Origin of the sequence: Uliginosibacterium sp. sgz301328 (genome assembly GCF_041807905.1) — a bacterium.
Classification (GTDB): Bacteria; Pseudomonadota; Gammaproteobacteria; order Burkholderiales; family Rhodocyclaceae; genus JBGVSA01.
On the sequence record NZ_JBGVSA010000005.1, the window covers coordinates 101015 to 120272 of the forward strand.

The following is a 19258-nucleotide window of genomic DNA, read 5'->3' on the forward strand; positions in this document are numbered from 1 at the left end:
ACTGAGTGGGCGGCGCCCGGCGTCACGGCCACGCGCGGGCGCCGAACATCATGCGCTTGGCGACGAAGTGCCGCAGCGGCGGCGCGATGTCGAGCGCCAGCAGGCCCGCGCCGCGCAGATGCTTCATGAGCGGGTTGTCGGTCGAAAAGGCGCGCACCAGCGAATCGGTGAAGCCGATGATGCCGGCGCGATCCACGCGTCGACGGCGCACGTACGCGGCCAGCGTCGTCGCGGCGCCGGCATCGCCCGTCGTGCCGAGTTCGTCAGCCAGTTCCCAGGCGTCGCGCAACGCGAGGTTGAAGCCTTGCCCGGCGACGGGGTGCAGCGTCTGCGCTGCGTTGCCCAGCCATACCGTACGTGCGCCGACGGGCTCGTGGCGCACACGCAGGCCGAGCGGAAAGCTGGCGCGGTCGCGCAGTCGGGTCAGGCTCACACGGTGTCCGCCGAATGCGCCCTGCAACGTGGCGAGCAAGGTGTCGTCGTCGAACTGTTGCAGTTCGGCGAGGCGTTCCGGCGAAACCGTCCACACCACGGAATAATCCGCGCCGAGCGGCAGCAGCGCGATGGGGCCGTCGGGCGTGAAGCGCTCGAAGGCCACATGTCCGTGCGGTGCACGCGGAGTCACGCGGCAGAGCAGGGCATGTTGGCGGTAGTCGCGTTCGAACACGCGCGCGGTCGCCGTGTCGACGGCCCCTTCGCAACACGCCGCGAGCCGCGCGTGGACGTCGCGGCACGTACCGTCGGCTGCCGTCAGCTCCAGCGAGACGTCGTCCGTGCCCGGGTCGATTCCGGTCACGCGAGTGTCGTAGTCGATCTGGATGCCCGCATGCGCGGCAGCGGCGGCGAGCGCTTCGACCAGCAACGAGGCGGGCGCGACGTAGCCCAACGCCGGTACGCCATATTCACTGCTGCGGATGAGCGTGCGGCCGAGCGCGCCGCGTTGCGACACGTGGATGGTGTCGATGTGCGTCGCGCCGCCCTCGGGCCACGCGCCCAGCGAATGCAACAACTGGCGGCTGCCGTGCGACAGCGCCAGTACGCGCGCATCGCGGCGCGTCTGCTCGGCGTTGCGCGCATCGAAAACGTGGACGCGGCGACCGTTGCGTGACAGGGCGAGTGCCAGCGCGAGGCCGAGCGGGCCGGCGCCGACGATGGCGACGTCGACGGGCGAAGCGGTGTCAGATGGCGTGAGCATCGTGCATGACCGATTCAATCTCGGCGATGGTCTTGGGCGTGCCTTCGGTGAGGATCTCGTGCCCTTCGGCAGTGATCAGCACATCGTCCTCGATACGCACCCCAATATTCCAGAAGGCCTCCGGCACATCGTCGCCGGGGCGGATGTAGCAGCCCGGCTCGATGGTGATGACCATGCCTTCTTCCAGCGCACGCCATTGGCCGTCGGCGGTCTTGTATTCCCCCGCGTCGTGGACGTCCATGCCCAGCCAGTGCCCGGTACGGTGCATGTAGAAGCGACGGTAGCTGCCGGTTTCGAGCACTTCGTCGAGCGAGCCGTGCAGCAGGCCGAAGTCGAGCATGCCCTGGGCCAGTACCTTAACTGCGGCATCGTGGGTCTGGTCGTAGGTGCGGCCCGGTTGCGCCTCGGCGAGTGCCGCGTATTGCGAGGCGAGCACCAGTTCGTAGATGTCGCGCTGTGCGCCGGAGAAGCGTCCGCTGACCGGGAAGGTGCGCGTGATGTCCGAGGCATAGCCGTCGAGTTCACAGCCGGCGTCGATCAGCAACAGGTCGCCATCGCGCAGGCGGCAGTCATTGGCGATGTAATGCAGTACGCAGGCATTGGCGCCGCCCGCGACGATGGACGTGTAGGCCGGGGCGGCGCTGCCGCAGCGACGGAATTCATGCAGTAGTTCGGCTTCGATTTCGTACTCGAAGCGTCCGGGGCGCGTGGCGCGCATGGCGCGCTGGTGAGCGCGGCGGCTGATCTGTGCCGCTCGGCGCATGGTGTCGACTTCGCTGGCGTCCTTGCGTACGCGCATCTCGTCGAGCACGGCGCGCACGTCGCGCACCGTTTCGGGGGCGCGGACACCCGCGCGCGAATTGGCGCGCACGGCGTTGAGGGCATCGGTAATGGTCTTGTCCCACTGGGCGTCGTGGCCGAGCGAATACCACAGAGAGGCTTGATTGCCGATGAGTTCGGGCAGGCGTTCGGTCAACTCTTCGATGCTGTAGGCCTCGTCGAATCCGAATGCTTCGCTGGCTGCGGGCGGGCCGTAGCGGAAGCCGTCCCAGATTTCGCGCTCTTCATGCTTGGGCCGGCAGAACAGGATGCTGCGCCCCTCGCCCGAAGCGGGCGCGACGAGGACGACCACGGCTTCCGGTTCGGTGAATGCCGAGAGGTAATAGAAGTAGCTGTCGTGCCGGTACGGAAAGCCCGTGTCGCGGTTGCGCGCACGCTCGGGAGCCGTTGGCACGATCGCCACGCCGCCGCCAGCGGCCTGCATGCGCGCGGCCAGAGCGGCACGGCGCGCAACGAACGGTGCGGTGTCCGGGTTCGGCCGACGCAGGGTTTCGGGTGCGTTCATGGTGTTCTCTCTCTGTATCTTCGGACCGCCAGCGGCGGGTTCGCGCCGTCAGCGGGCGCGCAGTGTCTCGTCCAGTTCTCGCAGGCGTTCGGGGGTGCCGACGTCGATCCATCGACCGTCAAGCAGCTCTCCGCTCACGCGGTTCGCCGCCATGGCCTCGCGCAGGATGGGCGCGAGCTTGGCGCGCTCCCCCGGCACGATGCCGGCGAACAGCTCGGGCCGGTATACGCCCACGCCCGAGAAGGTCAGCCTGGATTCGGCCTCCTGGCTGACGGTTCCGTCCACGCCGAGCGCGAAGTCCCCTGCTGTATGGTGGGCCGGATTCGGCACGAGCGCGAGGTGTGCATGCGCGCCACGCGTTGTCATGCGGGTCAGCGCGCGTGCGGCAAAGCCGCGGAAATCCAGGTCACAGAATACGTCGCCGTTGACCACCAGGAAAGGCGCGTCGCCCAGTAGACCCAGCGCCTTCGCGATGCCGCCGGCGGTTTCCAGCGCCTCGCGCTCGGGCGAATAGCGGATCTGCACGCCCCACGCGCGGCCGGAGCCCAGCGCGGATTCGATCAGGCTACCCAAGTGGGCGTGGTTGATGACGATATCGTGGAGGCCGGCCTGCGCGAGCCGTTCGATATGCCACACGATGAGCGGCTTGCCGCCGACTTCGAGGAGCGGCTTCGGGCATATGTCGGTGAGGGGCCGCATGCGTTCGCCGCGCCCGGCCGCAAGAATCATCGCCTTCATGCGTTGTTGCCCTCTCCCGGCGGATTGTCGTTGGCCGCGGCGCGTTCGTAGGCATCGACGATGCGGCCGACCAGGGGATGGCGGACGACGTCTTCCTTGAGGAACTGGGTAAAGCCGATGCCACGCACGCCGTCGAGCACGCGGGCCGCATCGAGCAGGCCGCTCTTGTGGCCGCGCGGCAGATCGATCTGCGTCAGATCGCCCGTGACGACCGCCCGCGAACCGATGCCGATGCGGGTCAGGAACATCTTCATCTGCTCGGGTGTGGTGTTCTGGGCTTCGTCTAGAATGATGAATGAATGGTTGAGCGTGCGGCCGCGCATGAATGCCAGCGGGGCAATCTCGATGCATTGGCGTTCGAACAGTTTGGCCACGCGATCGAAACCGAGCAGGTCGTACAGCGCGTCATAGAGGGGGCGCAGGTAGGGATCTACCTTCTGGGCAAGATCGCCGGGCAGGAAGCCGAGCCGTTCCCCGGCCTCGACCGCCGGCCGGGTGAGGATCAGCCGCTCGATGAGTTGGCGCTCGAATGCATCGACGGCACACGCGACGGCCAGGTAGGTCTTGCCGGTGCCGGCCGGCCCGATGCCGAAGGTGATGTCGTGCTCCTGTATCTTGCGGATGTACTCCACCTGCCGGGGCGTGCGGCCGTGCAGTTCGCCCTTGCGGGTGAGCAGGCCCGTTACTTGCGTTGCAGCGGCATCACGGTTCTTTTGTTCGATGACGCCAAGCTGGATGTCATCGATGGAAAGTGGATCGTCCGCCCCTTCGTAGAATTGACGGATGGCGTTGGCGGCCAGATGCGTCTGCGGGGCGTCGCCGGTAACGCGGAAATGCTCGCCACGACGGGCGATGGACACGTCGAAGGCGGTTTCTATCTGGCGCAGGTTTTCGTCCAGAACGCCGCACAGATTGGCCAGTCTTTGGTTGTCGAGCGGCGCCAGGGCAAAATCAACAGGTCGTGTTTTCAATGGGATAGGGAAACTTGTGTCGTTTTGAGAGTCGAACCGGGCGCGGGCGGGCCGCGCATCGACAGGGGATGCTTTCATTTTGCCGCAGGTCAGCAGGCTGCGCCAAGGCGCGACTAAGGTGAGGAAGGCGGCAGCGTCCGCCAGAGCTTTGCTTTCAACAACCAATGAAAAGGGGTGAATCATGGCGTCAATCAAGGACAAGGTCGTAGACGGCGGTCAGTCGGTACTGGACGAGGCCGAAGCTGTCATGCAGGAAGCCGAAAGCCTGCTGGCCAATGTCGGCGAAAAGGGCGAGGCTGCCATGGCTCGCGTGGCCGAACGGCTGAAGGTGGCGCGCGAAAAGCTCATTGAATTCGAGCGCGTGGCCGTGGCAAAGACCAAGGAAGCGGCCGTGGCCACCGACGAGTACGTCCACGACAATCCCTGGAAGTCGATCGGCCTGGCCGCGGCCGTCGGGGTGGTCGTGGGTGTTCTGATCGGCCGTAAATGAGCAGCGGACTGAGCGCCCGGCTGCGGCGCATCAGCGCTCACGTGGTCGCGCTGGGCTCGTCGCACCTGCGCCTTGCCGGCCTGGAGTGGCAGCAGCAACTGCGTCGCCAGCTCAGCATCCTGGTATGGCTTGCCGCCGCAATCGTGTGCGGCGGCATGACCATCCTGCTGATCACGCTGTCCATCGTGGCGGCGTACTGGGATACGCCGCAACGCGTGACAGTGGTACTGGCGCTCGGAGCGGTGTTCTTCGTGGCAGCACTGGGGATCGCGCTGGCGATCCGCCACGTGCTGCACAACGCCCCGGTGCCCTTTGCGTCGCTGCTCGAAGAGCTGCGCCGTGACGCCGAGATGCTGGGTGACGATGACATGCTCGAAGACGCACCGGAGGATCTCGCCCCGCCTGTCGTGCAGGAGAAGCCATGAGCGCCAAACGCAAGCTGGAAATCGAGATGACGATCCTGCAGGCGCAGATTCATCGGCGCGCGATCCTGCATGACGTCCAAGGGCTGCGCGAAGCACTGACGCCGATGCGTTCGGCATCCGGCATGCTCGCCGGGGCGTTGTCGCTGCTGAACCTGCGACGCAGCCTGCATCGGCATGAAGGCGAAAAGCGCAGCCGTTGGACCTTGCGCGCGCTCGTCATTGGCTACGTGCTGGCCAAGCGATTGATGCGCAAGTCCGGCTCCGCCTGAAACGGTCGTTTCGTCAGGGCAAAACAAAGGGCGCGACCCTCTCGGGCGCGCCCTTTCCCTTTATGCCGGTCTGGCGCGCTTACCGCGCGATCACGACTTCACCGCGCAGCGAGTGCGGCAGCGCCTCGGTGATGCGCACGTTGATGAAGTGGCCAATCTGGCGCGCATTGCCCGGGAAGTTCACCACGCGATTGTTGTCGGTGCGGCCGGCGAATTCGCTCTCGTCCTTGCGCGAATGGCCTTCGACCAGGATGCGCTGGACGGTACCGACCATGCTGCGGCTGACATCCTGCGTCTGCTCTTCGATGCGCTTCTGGAGACGGGCCAGGCGCGCCAGCTTGAGTTCCTGCGGCGTGTCGTCTTCCAGGTCGGCCGCCGGAGTACCGGGGCGCGGGCTGTAGACAAAGCTGAATGCGTTGTCGAAACCGACCTCATCGATGAGCTTCATCGTGGCTTCGAAATCGGCTTCCGTTTCGCCCGGGAAGCCGACGATGAAATCGGACGACAGCGAAAGATCGGGGCGCGCTGCGCGCAGCTTGCGCACGACGGCCTTGAATTCCAGCGTCGTGTAGCCGCGTTTCATGGCAGCCAGCACGCGATCGGAGCCCGACTGCACTGGCAGATGCAATTGCGACACCAGCTTGGGCAGGCGCGCATAGGCCTCGAAAACGCGCGGGGTCATCTCGCGCGGATGCGAGGTGGTATAGCGGATACGTTCGATGCCCGGCAGATCGTGTACGCATTCGAGCAGGAAAGCGAAGTCGCCGATTTCGTCCGACCCCTTGCTGAGCGGCGCGCGCCAGGCATTGACGTTCTGGCCGAGCAGGGTGACCTCCTTGACGCCCTGCGCCGTCAGCCCGGCGATCTCGGTGAGGATGTCGTCCAGCGGGCGCGAGACCTCTTCGCCTCGCGTGTAAGGCACCACGCAAAAGGTGCAGTATTTGGAACAGCCTTCCATGATCGACACGAAAGCCGTCGCGCCTTCGACGCGGGCCGGCGGCAGATTGTCGAACTTTTCGATCTCGGGAAAGCTGATGTCCACCTGCGAGCGGCCGCTGGTCTTGCGGCGCGAGATGAGCTCGGGCAGGCGATGCAGCGTCTGCGGCCCGAAGACGACGTCCACGTACGGAGCGCGCTGCACGATGGCCGCGCCTTCCTGGCTTGCCACGCAGCCGCCCACGCCGATGATCAGATCGGGCTTGGATTGTTTGAGCAGGCGCACGCGCCCGAGGTCATGGAACACGCGCTCCTGTGCCTTCTCACGCACCGAACAGGTGTTGAACAGGATGACGTCGGCGTCTTCCGGGTTGTCGGTCTTGACGATTTCTTCAGTGGCGCCCAGCACGTCGGCCATCTTGTCCGAGTCGTACTCGTTCATCTGGCAGCCGAAAGTGCGGATATACAGCTTCTTCATTTACGGTCTCTGTGATGCAGGCGTTACCGTCCTGGCCTTTGCTTCCTCGGGGCTCAGCACCCATACGCGGATGACGTTGCCCTGGCCATCGAACGTCACGCGCACGGGGTATTTGCCACTCATCGACTGGGTCAGCAGCAGACGGTCGTTGGCGTCGCGGATCTGCGCGGCGGGCGACAGGTTGTAGGCCTTGCCGTTGAGCGAAACGATGCCATTGCCGGTGACTTCCATGTCGGCGCGCTGCGCGTCGGCGGCGATCGGGTAGATCCGCGCCTGGGCGCTCAGGGCCGCAGCCGAAAGCAGCAGGACGATTCCGCCACGGGCAAACCAGTGCTTCGTCATGGTGTCGAACGCCTCATCGAGTTGAACGGGGATAGTCGCCGCAGGTGGCAGGAAAGCCAATTTGACGGGCCGCAATGATCCGTCCGGGGGGCGCCAAAGTCAATTGCAGGCCGCCCAAGTGCATGAATTGGCGGATATTTGTGAGCATTCGATACACGGCGCCTCAAAAACGGATATTGACCGCCCCAAAAAGCGTTAGCTATACTTATGGGCTCGCGTGGTGATGTAGCTCAGATGGTTAGAGCGATGGATTCATAACCCATAGGTCGGCGGTTCGACTCCGCCCATCACCACCACCGGACAAATGAACGGCGCACACGTCAAACGTGTGCGCCGTTTTCGTTTGTATGCTCAGCGCGGCGGATTGACGACGACGTACTGCACCGTGGTGCCTGCGTATTGCGGTTGGTACCACGTAGAGCCGCACTGCTGGTACGTGATTCCATTGACCGACACCACAGAGCAACTCGGCGGCAGCGAATGGACGATGCTGCCGACGACGGCTGCCGTGGTCACAACCGCTGCCGTTGCCACCGCTGCCGTGGCGATCGGGTGGTAGTAAGGCGCTGGCGGCGGGGGAGGCGGGTAGTACGGCCGCCCGGCGACCGCTGTGCGTGCCACGCCTCCGTTCGGTCCGACCACCGTACGCGCTGCAACCCAGGCGCCCGCAGGCGTCGAGAGGACGAACATCGCCACCAGGCTGGCACCGATTACACAGATTTTTACGTGCATGGCGGGCTCCTCAGCGGGCCGACGAACTGCTGGCGGCGGCCTCGCGCGGCGCCAGGACGATCCGCGCGGCACCTTTCGGCGGCACGAAACGGAACGTGTTGGCAGTAAACGTCGGTTTGGTCTGCCAGTGATAGGCGACGCTGTAGCGAGGGCGCTCGCCATTGCTGCGGTCGGCGATGACCAGGCGGCATGGCAAGGGTTGCGCCCCGGTACGTATCCACAGTTGCCAATCGGCGTTCGGTTGGCGGAAGGCATAGTGCGTGCACGTCGCATCGCCGATGCGCTCGTCGCCGATCTTGCGCGCCGAGGTCAAGTCCGCCCCGGCGTCGTGGTCTTCCAATCCCCAATAGAAAAGATCCGCCAGTGGCGTCTGGATTCCGTATTTGGTCGCCAGGTCGTCGACCAGTTGCCGGATTGTCGGCGGCGCCGGTACTGAGGCGTAGTAGTTGTGCTGCGTGCCGTACAGGGTGAAGGTCTTGCCGTCGTAGTACATCGTTCGCGTGGTGTCGTCGCCCCGGATCGACGCCCTCAGCCTGTCGGGGCGGTCCACGTCCACGACGTGCTGGAAACCGAATGTCAGCACCTGGCCGTCGTCATCCACGTAGTCCACGCTGGCATCGGCCGTCACACTTATTTTGTCGAGGCTGCGCAGATACGCGCCCATCGCTTTGAGTGCGGCAACGGCTTCCGGCGAGACCGCTGGTTCTGCAGCCAGTGCGAGCGATGATGTGGTGGCCGCAAGGGCGACGATCTTTCCCCACGTCACGATTCTCGCGCCCATGGTGCTCTCCGTTGTCTGACTGTTCGTTGGACTACTGAGCATAGGCGGCGGACAGCGCCTTGTCAGGCGGGGCGCGACGATGACGCACGCGGGCGCTTGGGGCACAATCGCCTGCCATGAAGCTGGATATTCTCATTGTCGGTGGCGGCCTGTCGGGCGCCAGTCTGGCCTGCGCATTGCGCGGCAGTCGCTATCGTGTCGGCCTGGTCGAGCGCACGCCGCCCGTGCGGGCCGAAGGCTGGGATGCGCGTATCTACGCCATCAGTCCGGCCAACGTCCGTTTTCTTGAACGCTGCGGCGCCTGGAGCCTGCTGCCGCATGAGCGCGTGCAGGCCGTCGAGCGCATGCATGTGTGGGGCGATGCGGGCGGCGAACTGTCGTTCTCCGCCTACGAATGTGGCCTCGATGCGCTGGCCTGGATCGTCGAAAGCGGACGCCTGTCCAGCGAACTCTGGGAGACCGCGCGTCGTCAGACCAATATCGAGGTGCTCTGTCCGGCCCTGCCGGAAGGGCTGGAGGTCAACAGCGATGGCGCAACGCTGACGCTGGCGGACGGCCGCCGTATCGAAGCCCGACTGGTCGTGGCCGCTGACGGCGTGCAGTCCTGGGTTCGTCAGCAGGTTGGCCTGCAGGCCAACATCGAGCCATACGGAGAACTCGGTGTCGTCGCCAATTTCAAATGCGAGTTGCCACACGAGCGCACCGCGTATCAATGGTTCCGTGCCGACGGGGTGCTGGCTTATCTGCCTCTGCCGGGAAACCAACTTTCGATCGTATGGTCAACGCCCGAGTCCCATGCGCGAGAGCTACTGGCGATGGCGCCCGAAACCTTTGCGGCACGGGTGGCGGAAGCGGGCGCGCACCGGCTTGGCCGCCTGGAGCAGGTGACGGCACCGGCGGGTTTTCCGCTGCGCCTGATGAAGGTGGATGCGGTGGCCGGCCGCCGGGTCGTGTTGATCGGCGACGCGGCGCATGCCATTCATCCGCTGTCCGGGCACGGCATCAACCTGGGCTTTCAGGATGCCGCGTCGCTCGCCGATACTCTGCTCGCGCTGCCATCGTTCCGCGATTGTGGTGAAGACGACGTGCTCCGCGCCCACGGCAGAAAACGCGCGGAAGAAGTCGCCCTGGTGCGCGGTATGACGCATGGGTTGAATCGGTTGTTCAAGCCGCAGAATGGTCCTTTGGCGACCTTGCGCAACCTTGGCATGAGCGCGACGGGCAAACTTCCGCTCCTGCGTTCGGCGCTGGCGCGGTATGCTGCCGGGCTGCTGTGAATGGGGTTCGCCCCGGGTACTACTAGGAGACCTGATTTTGAGTTCGACGATTAAGCGAGTTCTGCTCGCATTTGCATGTGTGGCAGTAGCGGGTCACGCCCTGGCGGCCGACCCCAAGGGGAAGGTCTCCGCAGGTGAAGCGCAGGTCCGCAAGGGCCTGGAAAACGTGACCGCGCCGGGTTCGGTGGAGTCGGTACGCAAGGCTGGCTACGGTAACTTCTATGAAGTGCTGCTCAATAACGGCGACATCATCTACGCCGACGAGACCGGCAGCTTCTTCTTTGGCGGCCCGCTCATCGACATGAAGACCCGCCAGAACGTCACGCAACAGCGCGAGAGCGAGCTGGCCCGCATCAATCCAGCCGACCTGCCGCTGTCGCAGGCGCTGAAGCAAGTGCGCGGCAACGGCAAACGCACGCTGATCACCTTCGAAGACCCGAACTGCGTGTACTGCAAGCGCCTGGCCAAGGATCTGCAGAACATCAAGGACGCCACGGTCTACACCTTCCTGATCCCGATCCTGTCGCCTGATTCGGCCGAAAAGGGCAAGAACATCTGGTGTTCGGCCGATCGCGCAAAGACCTGGAATGACTGGATGGTCGATGGCAAGGTGCCGCCGACGGTGGGCAACTGCGATAGCAATCCACTGCAGAAGAACTCCGAACTGGCGCAGAAGCTGCGCATCAAGGGCACGCCGACGATGTTCCTGTCAGACGGTAATCGCATCGGTGGCTACGTTGCGCTGACAGATTTGGACAAAATGATCAACGACGCAGCAGGGGCCAAGAAATAAGGGCTGCTGCAGAGCAGCGTCATGCAACGACAAGGAAGGCGCCTGAGTGGCGCCTTTTTTTTGCCTGTGTCTGGTGCGCTGCACTACAAATGCATATGACGCGCTTTTGCATGGCTATGATTTTATTGGCGTTTATGCCAAATATTGCTGCGAGTCCACATGGATGATTGGCGCTAGAATCCGCGCCACTCTTCGTATGTGATCGGTAACGCGATCACGGAGAGACCACAACAAGATCATCCAGGAGACTCACCATGCGTTTGAAGACGATTGCCGGCATCCTCGTGCTGCTGGCGTCAGGTAGCGTGCATGCGGCGACCGACTATCCGGCGGGATTCACCAAGTGCGCGTCCGATCCCAACACCTGCAGCTTCACCGGCACGCGACAGGTGGCCTATGGTGCTGCGGGTCTTTTCGTATACGGCACGTTCACCAACGGGGTGACATGTGTGCTGAGCAATTTCGGCGGGGTCGACCCGAATCCGAACAAATCGGCAAAGTACTGCTCTTACGGCCCGGCTTCTTCGAGTTCGTCGTCCTCGTCATCGAGCAGCAGCGTGGCGTCGAGCAGTTCATCGAGCAAGTCGAGTTCGTCGGCTTCCTCCAGCAGCGTTTCGAGCAGTTCTTCCAGCGCGACCTCATCGTCTGCGAGCAGTAGTTCCGCTGCCAGCTCCAGTAGTTCAAGCGGTACCAGCGGCGCCATCGATGCACGCACGCTGACCGGTTCGAGCACGCCCCTGCAATTGGCCGGCTACGGGGTGCGCAACTATTCCGCGCCGGTCCTGGTGGACGGCCTGCATGATCCGTCCAACTATCGCGCCGCGCCAGCGCTGCCGACGTGGCAGTTCGCTACGTCCGATCCCACCAATGGCGCGCTGAGCTTTGAACGCGAGACTGCGCCCACGACCGGCTGGCACAACTATTCACGCAAGGGGCAGGTCATCGTCACAGGCGGCTCTGCGGCAGCGTCCAACCGCATCTACACGGTGTTCAACAAGGAGCAACTGCTCAATGCACTGAATGAAGCGGGCAACGATCCGAAGATCATCCGTATCGTTGGGCACATCGATTTCCGGTGGAGCAACAACAACACGGTCTTCCGCGAGTACACCAGTTACTCGGATCAGAAGTTCGGCGGCTCTTTCATGATTCCTTCCAACACTACGCTGGTCGGCATCAATGATGCGCAGGGCCGGCCGGCGCGCATCACGGGCACGTCGATCCTCATTGGCGCCGAACGTGCGCTGGCGACGGGCGGCGACCCGGAGGCGGACTTCAAGTCCTGGATCGCTGCGGGCAAGGACGGCGAGGACTATCCGACGTGGACGCGCAACGTCATCGTGCGCAACATCGCCCTGGATACGCCGTGGGACGTCAATCCGGAAGACTCCGGTAATGCCTATGCAGACGGCATTACGCTGACGCGCGCGCAGAATGTGTGGATCGACCATATCTCGATCACCGATGGCGACACGCCGGATTCGCTCGCGACCGACACGCGTCACGATGGCGCGCTGGATATCGTGCGAGGGTCGGACTACGTGACGGTGGCAAACAGCTACATCACCAAGCATCACAAAACGACCTTGGTGGGCAACGGTGACTCGGGCCGCGCGTGGAGCGATGCGGGCCGCCTGCACGTGACGCTGACCGGGATGTGGTGGCAGAACACCGGTGCGCGCTTGCCATTGGTGCGCTTCGGCCAACTGCACATGTTCAACAACGTGGTCGAGGGCAGCACGTCGACGACCAATGCGGACCTCAAGTTCGAGAGCGCTTTGAACGTGCGTTATCAGTCCAACGTCATCAACCAGAACAACTACTACAACTTCACCGGCCTCAAGCCCAGGGAGGTCTGCGGCAAGCTCGCCCAGGGCAAGGATTACGTGGGCTACCGCAGCGCGGGCCACATGTTCCTGAGTGACAAGGCCGACGACGGCACCGCGATGACGGCCGCCATTGCCGTCGACCTGCAATGCGGGCTGACGGCACCGACTGGTTCCGACGTGTGGACGCCCCCTTATAGCTACACGTTGAAGTCGGCCGCGGACACCCTGACGTGGGTGAAGGCCAACGCCGGAGCAGGCAAGTTGCGCTGATACCCGCGCAGGCGTTGTGATCGCAATCGAAGGGGCGGCGCAGGCCGCCCCTTTTTCGTGGTGAGCGCCCGGCGGGCACGGCCCATCATGAGACAATGCCGGCCGTTACACAGGACCGGCATGGCATGACCCAACCTTCTCCGCTCGCGACCGAACTCATTCTTCATCGCCTCATCAAAGACGCTCACGGCCCGGCCCGGGTCGAACTCCGTTCCACACCGTTGCCATCGTCAGAAGCCGTTCTGCGCTTGATCGAGCGCATCGGCCAGCATTACGCGGATCGGCCCGGCAAGGGCTATGGCAAGTTCGAGGAGGACGAAGAGCAGTTCCCCGTGGCGCACCTGTTGCGCAGCCACGTTGTCGAGCGGAGCCTCGACTTTGTCGGCCTGTCGCAACGCATGATGGAAGTGCTGCGCGTGCGCGCGAGCGAGGAATCACTGGCGGAAGGTGGATATGTATTGATCGCGCGCGTACGCAACGACGCATCCGACTGGTTATTCGTGGCGGTGATTTCGGAGGCTTCCGGATCGAGTGTGTCGCAGGGGCTCGACGTCATCGACAGCGCACACCTCGACATCGGCAATCTGCGCGTGGCGGGGCGCGTGGACCTGACGGCGTGGCAGCAGGGTGCCGAGCGGTACGTCAGCTTTCTCAAGGGGCGCGGTGACGTGGCGCAGTACTTCAAGCTCTTCCTGGGCTGCAACGACCTCGTACTGGCCCTGAAAGAAACCCGCAAGCTGGTCGAGACGCTGAACCACTTCGCCGATGTCGAAAAGCTCGAGGCGCCCGTGCGGGACCAACTCATGGAACGCGCACACGTCTATCTGGACGAATTGGGCGAAGCGTCGGAGCCGGTGGATCTGGATCAGATCGCGGCGCAGGTCTGGCCGCAGGAACCGCAACGCCTGGCCACTGCGCTGCACGATCAGGACGCCGAGCTTGCCGGCGGCTTCGTGCCGGACCGCCGTGCCATCAAGTCCCTGGTCCGTTTCAAGGCCAAGGCCACTCACTGGAAGCTGGAGTTCGATCGCGGAAGCCTGCGCAATGGTGCAGTCGTCTATGACCGTACGGCCGATACGCTGGTGCTGTCGAACATTCCCGACAGTCTCAAGCGTTTGTTGCTGGAAGAGTAAACGCCGTCAGGGGGCGCGCGAAAAGCGCTGCAGGCCGTCGCGCGCCATCGCCAGCCATTCACCCGCGCGGCTTTCCACTGCGCGATAGAACAAGGTGCCGCAAGCCACGCTGGCTGCCCAGGCCACTGCGATGCCCATCAGATTGATGACGGGGTCTTCGGGCATGAAGCGATCGAAGAAGGCATTGATCAGCAGGCACACGGGGAAGTGCACCAGAAATACCGAATACGATATGCGACCAAGGAACGCCAGTGCCTTGCTGCTGGGCCAGCGCTCCAGCCCGCCGCGCCATTCTGCCAGTGCGAGAGCCAGCGCAACCACGCCGGCCACGGCGATGCGCTCGCGGAAGTCTACATACAGCGCAATTCCCGTGACGGCTGCCATCGCCAGCATCCACCCGTGCGCGCGGCGCGCGTGTGCAGCCCAATAGGCCAGCGCCCCCAGGGCATAGGCGCCGAAGAAATACACGGCCCAATCGTCCCAGTCGGAATCCCGATTGAAGAAGAACAACGATGCCAGCCCTACGCCGGCAACGATCAGCGGCCCGGCGATGAGGCGGGCGCCTTCCGTTTTGCGGGTGCCGGCCAGCCACAGGCAGCCGAGCAATACCGCGAAGAGCTGGAAATCGATGGCGACGTACCACACGCCTGCCGAAAGCGAGTCCACGCCCAGGATGCCGTTGAGCAAAAAGACATGCGCGATCATCTGCATCACCGTCGGCGCGGCGGGGATGGATTCGAGATCCGCCCAGTGCCGGGCGATCGCGGCGCTGACAATGCTCAGTATCAGCATCGCAGCGTAGGGAAGAGCCAGGCGCAAATAGCGATGCTTGAGCAGCGCGCCGGGGCTCAGGGCCGAGGCCAGGCGTCCACCGGGAGCCAGGCTCCTCACCGCCAGAAAGCCACCCACCACCAGAAACGCCTGAACCGCCATGCGGCCATTGCGCGACATCCAACTGATCAATTCTGGGGCCAGTGGATAGGCCACATCAGACATTGGGCCATAAAAGGCCAGGTGGTGAAGAACGATGAGCTGCGACGCAATGGCCTTGATGGCGTCGATCAGCGGCAGCCGGCGAGATGGCTTCATTTGTAGGGGGCGACGAGGTTCGCAGCCTTCGTCATGCATTCGTTAGATTGCAAACAGCGCGGATTGTAGCGGTACGCACTGTATTTGCGGACTTTTCTGACGCTACCGATGTTGCCGGTCACCGGTAGTTCATTCGCCAGGCAATGTCCTGTGGTTTTGTCGTTGTATTTATACAACTCGTTTGCACGATTCCAACTGTCGGCGACAAATGTCAGGTTTGAAGAAAAGGCTCATGTGAAAGTCCACGCACACCTCACGTTTCGGGGTGTCGCAGGGGCACGGAACTGGAAGACCCCTCGCGCATTTTCCAAGAGGAGATCGAGTCGTGCAAAAGAAACTCATCGCCATGGCCATCGCCGGCCTGGCCGCCGTTCCGGCCTTTGCGCAGTCCAACGTGACCATCTATGGCCGCGTCGACATGGGCTACCGTACCTTCACCAACGACGGCAAGGCGACGCTGGAAGACGAAGAGTCCTCCAACCGCTGGGGCATCCAGGGTGAAGAAGATCTGGGTGGCGGCCTGAAGGCTTTCTTCCAGTTGGAAAACCGCTTCTATCTGGACAACGGTAACCAGAACAGCAACCGTCAGTGGAAGGACAAGGCCTGGGTTGGCCTGAAGCACAACAACCTGGGTGCTGTGTCGTTCGGTCGCGTGGCTTCCGCAGCCTACTCGCTGTATGGCGGCGCGTACGAAGCTTTCGGTGGTGACACCATCGGCTCCATGCCGAACCGTCGTGGTAAGCGCACCGACAACTGGGACAACGCAGCCAAGTACGAATCGCCGAACTTCGGTGGCGTGTTCAAGGCTGTGGCCACGATCGGCCTGGGTGAAAACAACCAAGCCAACAACAAGACCCGCTACGGCATCGGTGGTCAACTGACCCTGGGTAACTTCAAGGCTGACGCTGTCTACCAGAAGGACACCCTGAACGATACGGCTCAAACCGCTGGTAGCGCAGGTTCGGCAGCTGCTGCCAACCCGTGGAAGACCTGGTTCGTGACCGCCAACTACAACTTCAAGGTTGTTGAAATCTTCGGCGGCTACACCGAATCCAAGGGCTACAACGTCCCGGGCGGCGTGCAAAACGACGGCGCCAAGTACAAGGTCTACCAGGCTGGTTTCCGCGTGCCGGTTGGCGCGGGCACCGTCATGGGTAACGCCGGTCAGATCAAGGAAACGACCGCTGCTGGCGTGAAGAAGGAAACCCTGACGCACTTCGGTCTGGGCTACTGGTATAGCCTGTCCAAGCGCACCACGCTGATGGCCAACCTGTCGTACGAACGTCAAAAGGGTGGTTTCACCGACGTGAATGACGCACAGAAGAAGGACAACAGCTTCGGTACCGAACTGGCGATCCGCCACACGTTCTAATACGCGCAAGCGTACAGAACAGAAAAAACGGGCTCCCTCGGGAGCCCGTTTTTTTTTGTCTCATCACTTCGATGCGGTGTTCTGCCGCCCCGCTGTCAGCACTGCGCCGTCAGATTTCCTTGGGGTGCAATCACAGCCATGTCCATAAGAAAAAGGCGAGCCTTTTCAGTGCATTAGGAGGTGGCCGAGGGGCGAGGAAATAATGATGTAGGAATATGTGTTGTGAGTGTGCAACAACGTCGTTTATCGCCCAAGCACGCCGGTTTACATCAAATTCGGTCATGACTCCGGTTGCCAGCATCCGCCTCGCACCTCGCGGTTGAGGTGTCGCAGGGGAGCGCTCGAGAACCCCTCGCGTATTTCCAAGAGGAGATCGAGTCATGCAAAAGAAACTCATCGCAGCGGCCATCGGCGCTCTGTGTGCAGTCCCGGCGTTCGCACAGTCCAACGTGACCATTTACGGTCGCGTCGACATGGGCTACCGCACGTTCACCAATGACGGCAAGGCGACGCTGGAAGATCAAGAGTCCTCCAACCGTTGGGGCATCCAGGGTGAAGAAAACCTGGGTGGCGGCCTGAAGGCTTTCTTCCAGCTGGAAAACCGTTTCTATCTGGACAACGGTATGCAAGACAGCGCGCGTCAGTGGAAGGACAAGGCGTGGGTCGGCCTGAAGCACAATAACCTGGGCGCTGTCTCGTTCGGTCGCGTGGCGTCCGCCGCTTATTCGCTGTATGGCGGAACCTATGAAGCCTTTGGCGGCGACACTATCGGTTCGATGACCGATCGTCGCGGCAAGATCACCAACAACTGGGACAATGCGGCCAAGTATGAGTCGCCGGTATTCGGCGGCGTGTTCCGGGCTATCGGTACCCTCGGTCTGAGCGAAAATAAGGCGTCGACCCCGGACAACCGCTGGGGCGTGGGTGGTCAACTGACGCTGGGCGCCTTCAAGATGGACGGCGTCTATCAGAAGGACACTGTCGACGACGACTACAAAGCGAAGATGTGGAAAACGTGGTTCTTGACGGCTGCTTACGACTTTAAGCCGGTGCAGGTCTTCGGTGGTTACACTCGTTCGAAGAGCTACAAGTCGCACGGCGTGGGTAGCGATGACAACACCTACACGGTCTACCAAGGCGGTGTGCGTGTGCCGTTCGGCCCCCATACCGTCATGGGCAACCTCGGTCGCATTGAAGACAAGGTGAACAACGACAAGACCAAGTACACCCACGTGGGTTTGGGCTATTGGTACAGCCTGTCGAAGCGCACCACGCTCATGGCAAACGTGAGCTATGACAAGGTCAATAAGGACGGTGCCAAGGTGAAGGGCCCCAGTGGTGCAATCGACGACTCGTTCGGTACCGAACTGGCCATCCGCCACACGTTCTGATCGTTGCACAGTGGAACGGAAAAACGGGCTCGCAAAGAGCCCGTTTTTTTTCGTCTCCACGCGCGGCTACGGTGCAACGGCGTTTGGAGTCATATCGCCTCGCCCAGGTATGTTCTTACGCGTACCCAAGAATGTTCGTTATGCATTAGGAATGGTCCTTCGTGCTGTTTCGCTCATGATGTCGGAATATTGTTGTGTGCGCGCGACAGTGTGGTCCATAGCGCTGCGCCCGCGATCCAGATCAAATTCAGACAAGACTCAGATTGAGAGCATCGGCTCCGTTCCTCAACCCCGGGGGACCGCAGGGGAGCGCTCGAGACCCCCTCGCGTATTCTCAAGAGGAGATCGAGTCGTGCAAAAGAAACTCATCGCCATGGCCATCGCCGGCCTGGCCGCAGTGCCCGCTTTCGCGCAGTCCAGCGTGTCCATCTACGGTCGCGTCGACATGGGCTACCGCACCTTCACGAACGACGGCAAGGCGACGCTGGAAGACGAAGAGTCCTCCAACCGCTGGGGCATCCAGGGTGAAGAAGATCTGGGTGGCGGCCTGAAGGCTTTCTTCCAGTTGGAAAACCGCTTCTATCTGGACAACGGTAACCAGAACAGCAACCGTCAGTGGAAGGACAAGGCCTGGGTTGGCCTGAAGAGCAACAACCTTGGCGCGGTGTCTTTCGGTCGTATTCCCTCGGCAGCTTATTCGTTGTACGGCGGCTCCTTTGAAGCCTTCGGCGGCGACACTATCGGTGCCATGCCGAATCGTCGTGGTAAGCGCACCGACAACTGGGACAACGCAGCCAAGTACGAATCGCCCAACTTCGGCGGCGTGTTCAAGGCTGTGGCCACGATCGGGCCGGGTGAGCACAACCAGGCCAACGACAAGACCCGCTACGGCGTCGGTGGCCAACTGACCCTGGGCAACTTCAAGGCCGAAGCGCTGTACCAGAAAGACACGGTGAACGACGCATCGGCGGCTGGCACTGCAGGCTTCCCGACAACCGCTCAAGGTCTGGTTGCTTCGCCGTGGAAGACCTGGTTCGTGACCGCCAACTACAACTTCAAGGTGGTTGAGATCTTCGGCGGCTACGCCGAGTCGCGAGGCTATGACATTGGGACCGTCAAGAATGACGGCGCCAAGTTCAAGGTCTACCAGGCTGGTTTCCGCGTGCCGGTCGGTGCGGGTACCGTCATGGGCAACATCGGGCGCAGCAGCGAACGTCTGCCCAACGGTGCCGAGAAAGAGCCGCGTTTGAGCCATGCGGCCGTGGGCTATTGGTACAACCTGTCCAAGCGCACCACCCTGATGGCCAACCTGAGCTACGAGCACAAGTACAAGGCCTATCAAGGCCATGATGACCAGATCGGGACCGAACTGGCCATCCGCCATACGTTCTGATTGCCGCGC

At 62.7% G+C, this 19258-nt stretch carries 19 protein-coding genes and 1 tRNA gene; 11 read left to right on the forward strand and 9 right to left on the reverse strand.

Annotated elements, in window-relative coordinates:
- Positions 1 to 22 precede the first annotated feature (22 nt).
- From ACDA63_RS05485 to ACDA63_RS05500, 4 genes are read right to left on the reverse strand one after another with little or no spacing between them, the layout of a single operon-like run.
- Positions 23 to 1195 carry an FAD-dependent monooxygenase gene (locus tag ACDA63_RS05485; RefSeq protein WP_373662195.1) on the reverse strand — a complete coding sequence of 391 codons (1173 nt, stop codon included), beginning with the start codon at positions 1193 to 1195 and terminating at the stop codon, positions 23 to 25.
- Positions 1179 to 2540, reverse strand: a complete 1362-nt coding sequence (gene pepP, locus ACDA63_RS05490; RefSeq protein ID WP_373662196.1) for a Xaa-Pro aminopeptidase — start codon at positions 2538 to 2540, stop codon at positions 1179 to 1181. Before pepP ends, ACDA63_RS05485 begins: the two co-directional genes overlap by 17 nt.
- A 48-nt stretch (positions 2541 to 2588) precedes the next feature.
- On the reverse strand, positions 2589 to 3278 hold the full coding sequence (gene murU / locus ACDA63_RS05495) for an N-acetylmuramate alpha-1-phosphate uridylyltransferase MurU (protein WP_373662197.1): 690 nt from the start codon (positions 3276 to 3278) through the stop codon (positions 2589 to 2591).
- On the reverse strand, positions 3275 to 4432 hold the full coding sequence (locus ACDA63_RS05500) for a PhoH family protein (RefSeq protein ID WP_373662198.1): 1158 nt from the start codon (positions 4430 to 4432) through the stop codon (positions 3275 to 3277). The genes murU and ACDA63_RS05500 overlap by 4 nt, the downstream gene beginning before the upstream one ends.
- Between ACDA63_RS05500 and ACDA63_RS05505 the strand changes: the two genes are divergently transcribed.
- Genes ACDA63_RS05505 through ACDA63_RS05515 form a run of 3 tightly spaced genes read left to right on the forward strand, consistent with a single transcriptional unit; the run spans position 4431 to position 5433 of the window.
- Positions 4431 to 4739, forward strand: a complete 309-nt coding sequence (locus tag ACDA63_RS05505) for a YqjD family protein (RefSeq protein WP_373662199.1) — start codon at positions 4431 to 4433, stop codon at positions 4737 to 4739. The two genes, ACDA63_RS05500 and ACDA63_RS05505, sit on opposite strands and share 2 nt — an antisense overlap.
- A complete protein-coding gene (locus tag ACDA63_RS05510) occupies positions 4736 to 5164 on the forward strand; it encodes a phage holin family protein (protein ID WP_373662201.1) in 429 nt (142 codons plus the stop codon). Before ACDA63_RS05505 ends, ACDA63_RS05510 begins: the two co-directional genes overlap by 4 nt.
- Positions 5161 to 5433, forward strand: a complete 273-nt coding sequence (locus ACDA63_RS05515) for a hypothetical protein (protein ID WP_373662203.1) — start codon at positions 5161 to 5163, stop codon at positions 5431 to 5433. Before ACDA63_RS05510 ends, ACDA63_RS05515 begins: the two co-directional genes overlap by 4 nt.
- A gap of 79 nt (positions 5434 to 5512) precedes the next feature.
- Here the strand turns inward: ACDA63_RS05515 and miaB are convergent, their stop codons facing one another.
- Positions 5513 to 6847, reverse strand: coding sequence for a tRNA (N6-isopentenyl adenosine(37)-C2)-methylthiotransferase MiaB (gene miaB, locus ACDA63_RS05520; protein ID WP_373662204.1), 1335 nt, complete (start codon positions 6845 to 6847; stop codon positions 5513 to 5515).
- The gene (locus tag ACDA63_RS05525) at positions 6848 to 7189 is read right to left on the reverse strand and encodes a hypothetical protein (protein WP_373662205.1); all 342 of its coding nucleotides are present in this window, start codon (positions 7187 to 7189) and stop codon (positions 6848 to 6850) included.
- 219 nt (positions 7190 to 7408) lie between these two features.
- On the opposite strand from ACDA63_RS05525, the gene ACDA63_RS05530 reads away from it, so the two are divergent.
- Positions 7409 to 7485, forward strand: a tRNA-Met gene (locus ACDA63_RS05530).
- Positions 7486 to 7540: 55 nt separating this feature from the next.
- On the opposite strand, the gene ACDA63_RS05535 is transcribed toward ACDA63_RS05530, so the two are convergent.
- Together ACDA63_RS05535 and ACDA63_RS05540 are read right to left on the reverse strand one after the other, a co-directional pair.
- The gene (locus ACDA63_RS05535; protein ID WP_373662206.1) at positions 7541 to 7921 is read right to left on the reverse strand and encodes a hypothetical protein; all 381 of its coding nucleotides are present in this window, start codon (positions 7919 to 7921) and stop codon (positions 7541 to 7543) included.
- Positions 7922 to 7931: 10 nt separating this feature from the next.
- Positions 7932 to 8702, reverse strand: coding sequence for a DUF2092 domain-containing protein (locus tag ACDA63_RS05540; protein ID WP_373662207.1), 771 nt, complete (start codon positions 8700 to 8702; stop codon positions 7932 to 7934).
- Between the two features lie 116 nt (positions 8703 to 8818).
- Between ACDA63_RS05540 and ACDA63_RS05545 the strand changes: the two genes are divergently transcribed.
- The 4 genes from ACDA63_RS05545 to ACDA63_RS05560 all read left to right on the forward strand — a co-directional run bounded on the left by ACDA63_RS05545 (position 8819) and on the right by ACDA63_RS05560 (position 14004).
- Positions 8819 to 9979 carry a UbiH/UbiF family hydroxylase gene (locus ACDA63_RS05545; RefSeq protein WP_373662208.1) on the forward strand — a complete coding sequence of 387 codons (1161 nt, stop codon included), beginning with the start codon at positions 8819 to 8821 and terminating at the stop codon, positions 9977 to 9979.
- Between the two features lie 37 nt (positions 9980 to 10016).
- Entirely contained in the window at positions 10017 to 10772 is a 756-nt protein-coding gene (locus ACDA63_RS05550) for a DsbC family protein (protein ID WP_373662209.1), read from the forward strand.
- Positions 10773 to 11026: 254 nt separating this feature from the next.
- The gene (locus ACDA63_RS05555; RefSeq protein ID WP_373662211.1) at positions 11027 to 12871 is read left to right on the forward strand and encodes a polysaccharide lyase family 1 protein; all 1845 of its coding nucleotides are present in this window, start codon (positions 11027 to 11029) and stop codon (positions 12869 to 12871) included.
- A gap of 125 nt (positions 12872 to 12996) precedes the next feature.
- Complete coding sequence (locus ACDA63_RS05560) at positions 12997 to 14004, forward strand: nucleoid-associated protein (RefSeq protein WP_373662212.1); 1008 nt, start codon at positions 12997 to 12999, stop codon at positions 14002 to 14004.
- A gap of 6 nt (positions 14005 to 14010) precedes the next feature.
- Here ACDA63_RS05560 and ACDA63_RS05565 read toward each other — a convergent pair whose 3' ends face one another.
- Entirely contained in the window at positions 14011 to 15093 is a 1083-nt protein-coding gene (locus ACDA63_RS05565) for an acyltransferase family protein (protein ID WP_373662213.1), read from the reverse strand.
- Positions 15094 to 15418: 325 nt separating this feature from the next.
- Between ACDA63_RS05565 and ACDA63_RS05570 the strand changes: the two genes are divergently transcribed.
- The 3 genes from ACDA63_RS05570 to ACDA63_RS05580 all read left to right on the forward strand — a co-directional run bounded on the left by ACDA63_RS05570 (position 15419) and on the right by ACDA63_RS05580 (position 19249).
- Positions 15419 to 16465 carry a porin gene (locus tag ACDA63_RS05570; RefSeq protein ID WP_373662214.1) on the forward strand — a complete coding sequence of 349 codons (1047 nt, stop codon included), beginning with the start codon at positions 15419 to 15421 and terminating at the stop codon, positions 16463 to 16465.
- A 380-nt stretch (positions 16466 to 16845) separates the two neighbouring features.
- Positions 16846 to 17856 (forward strand): porin, encoded by a 1011-nt coding sequence (locus ACDA63_RS05575; RefSeq protein ID WP_373662215.1) that lies wholly within the window; start codon positions 16846 to 16848, stop codon positions 17854 to 17856.
- Positions 17857 to 18208: 352 nt separating this feature from the next.
- The gene (locus ACDA63_RS05580) at positions 18209 to 19249 is read left to right on the forward strand and encodes a porin (RefSeq protein ID WP_373662216.1); all 1041 of its coding nucleotides are present in this window, start codon (positions 18209 to 18211) and stop codon (positions 19247 to 19249) included.
- Positions 19250 to 19258 lie beyond the last annotated feature (9 nt).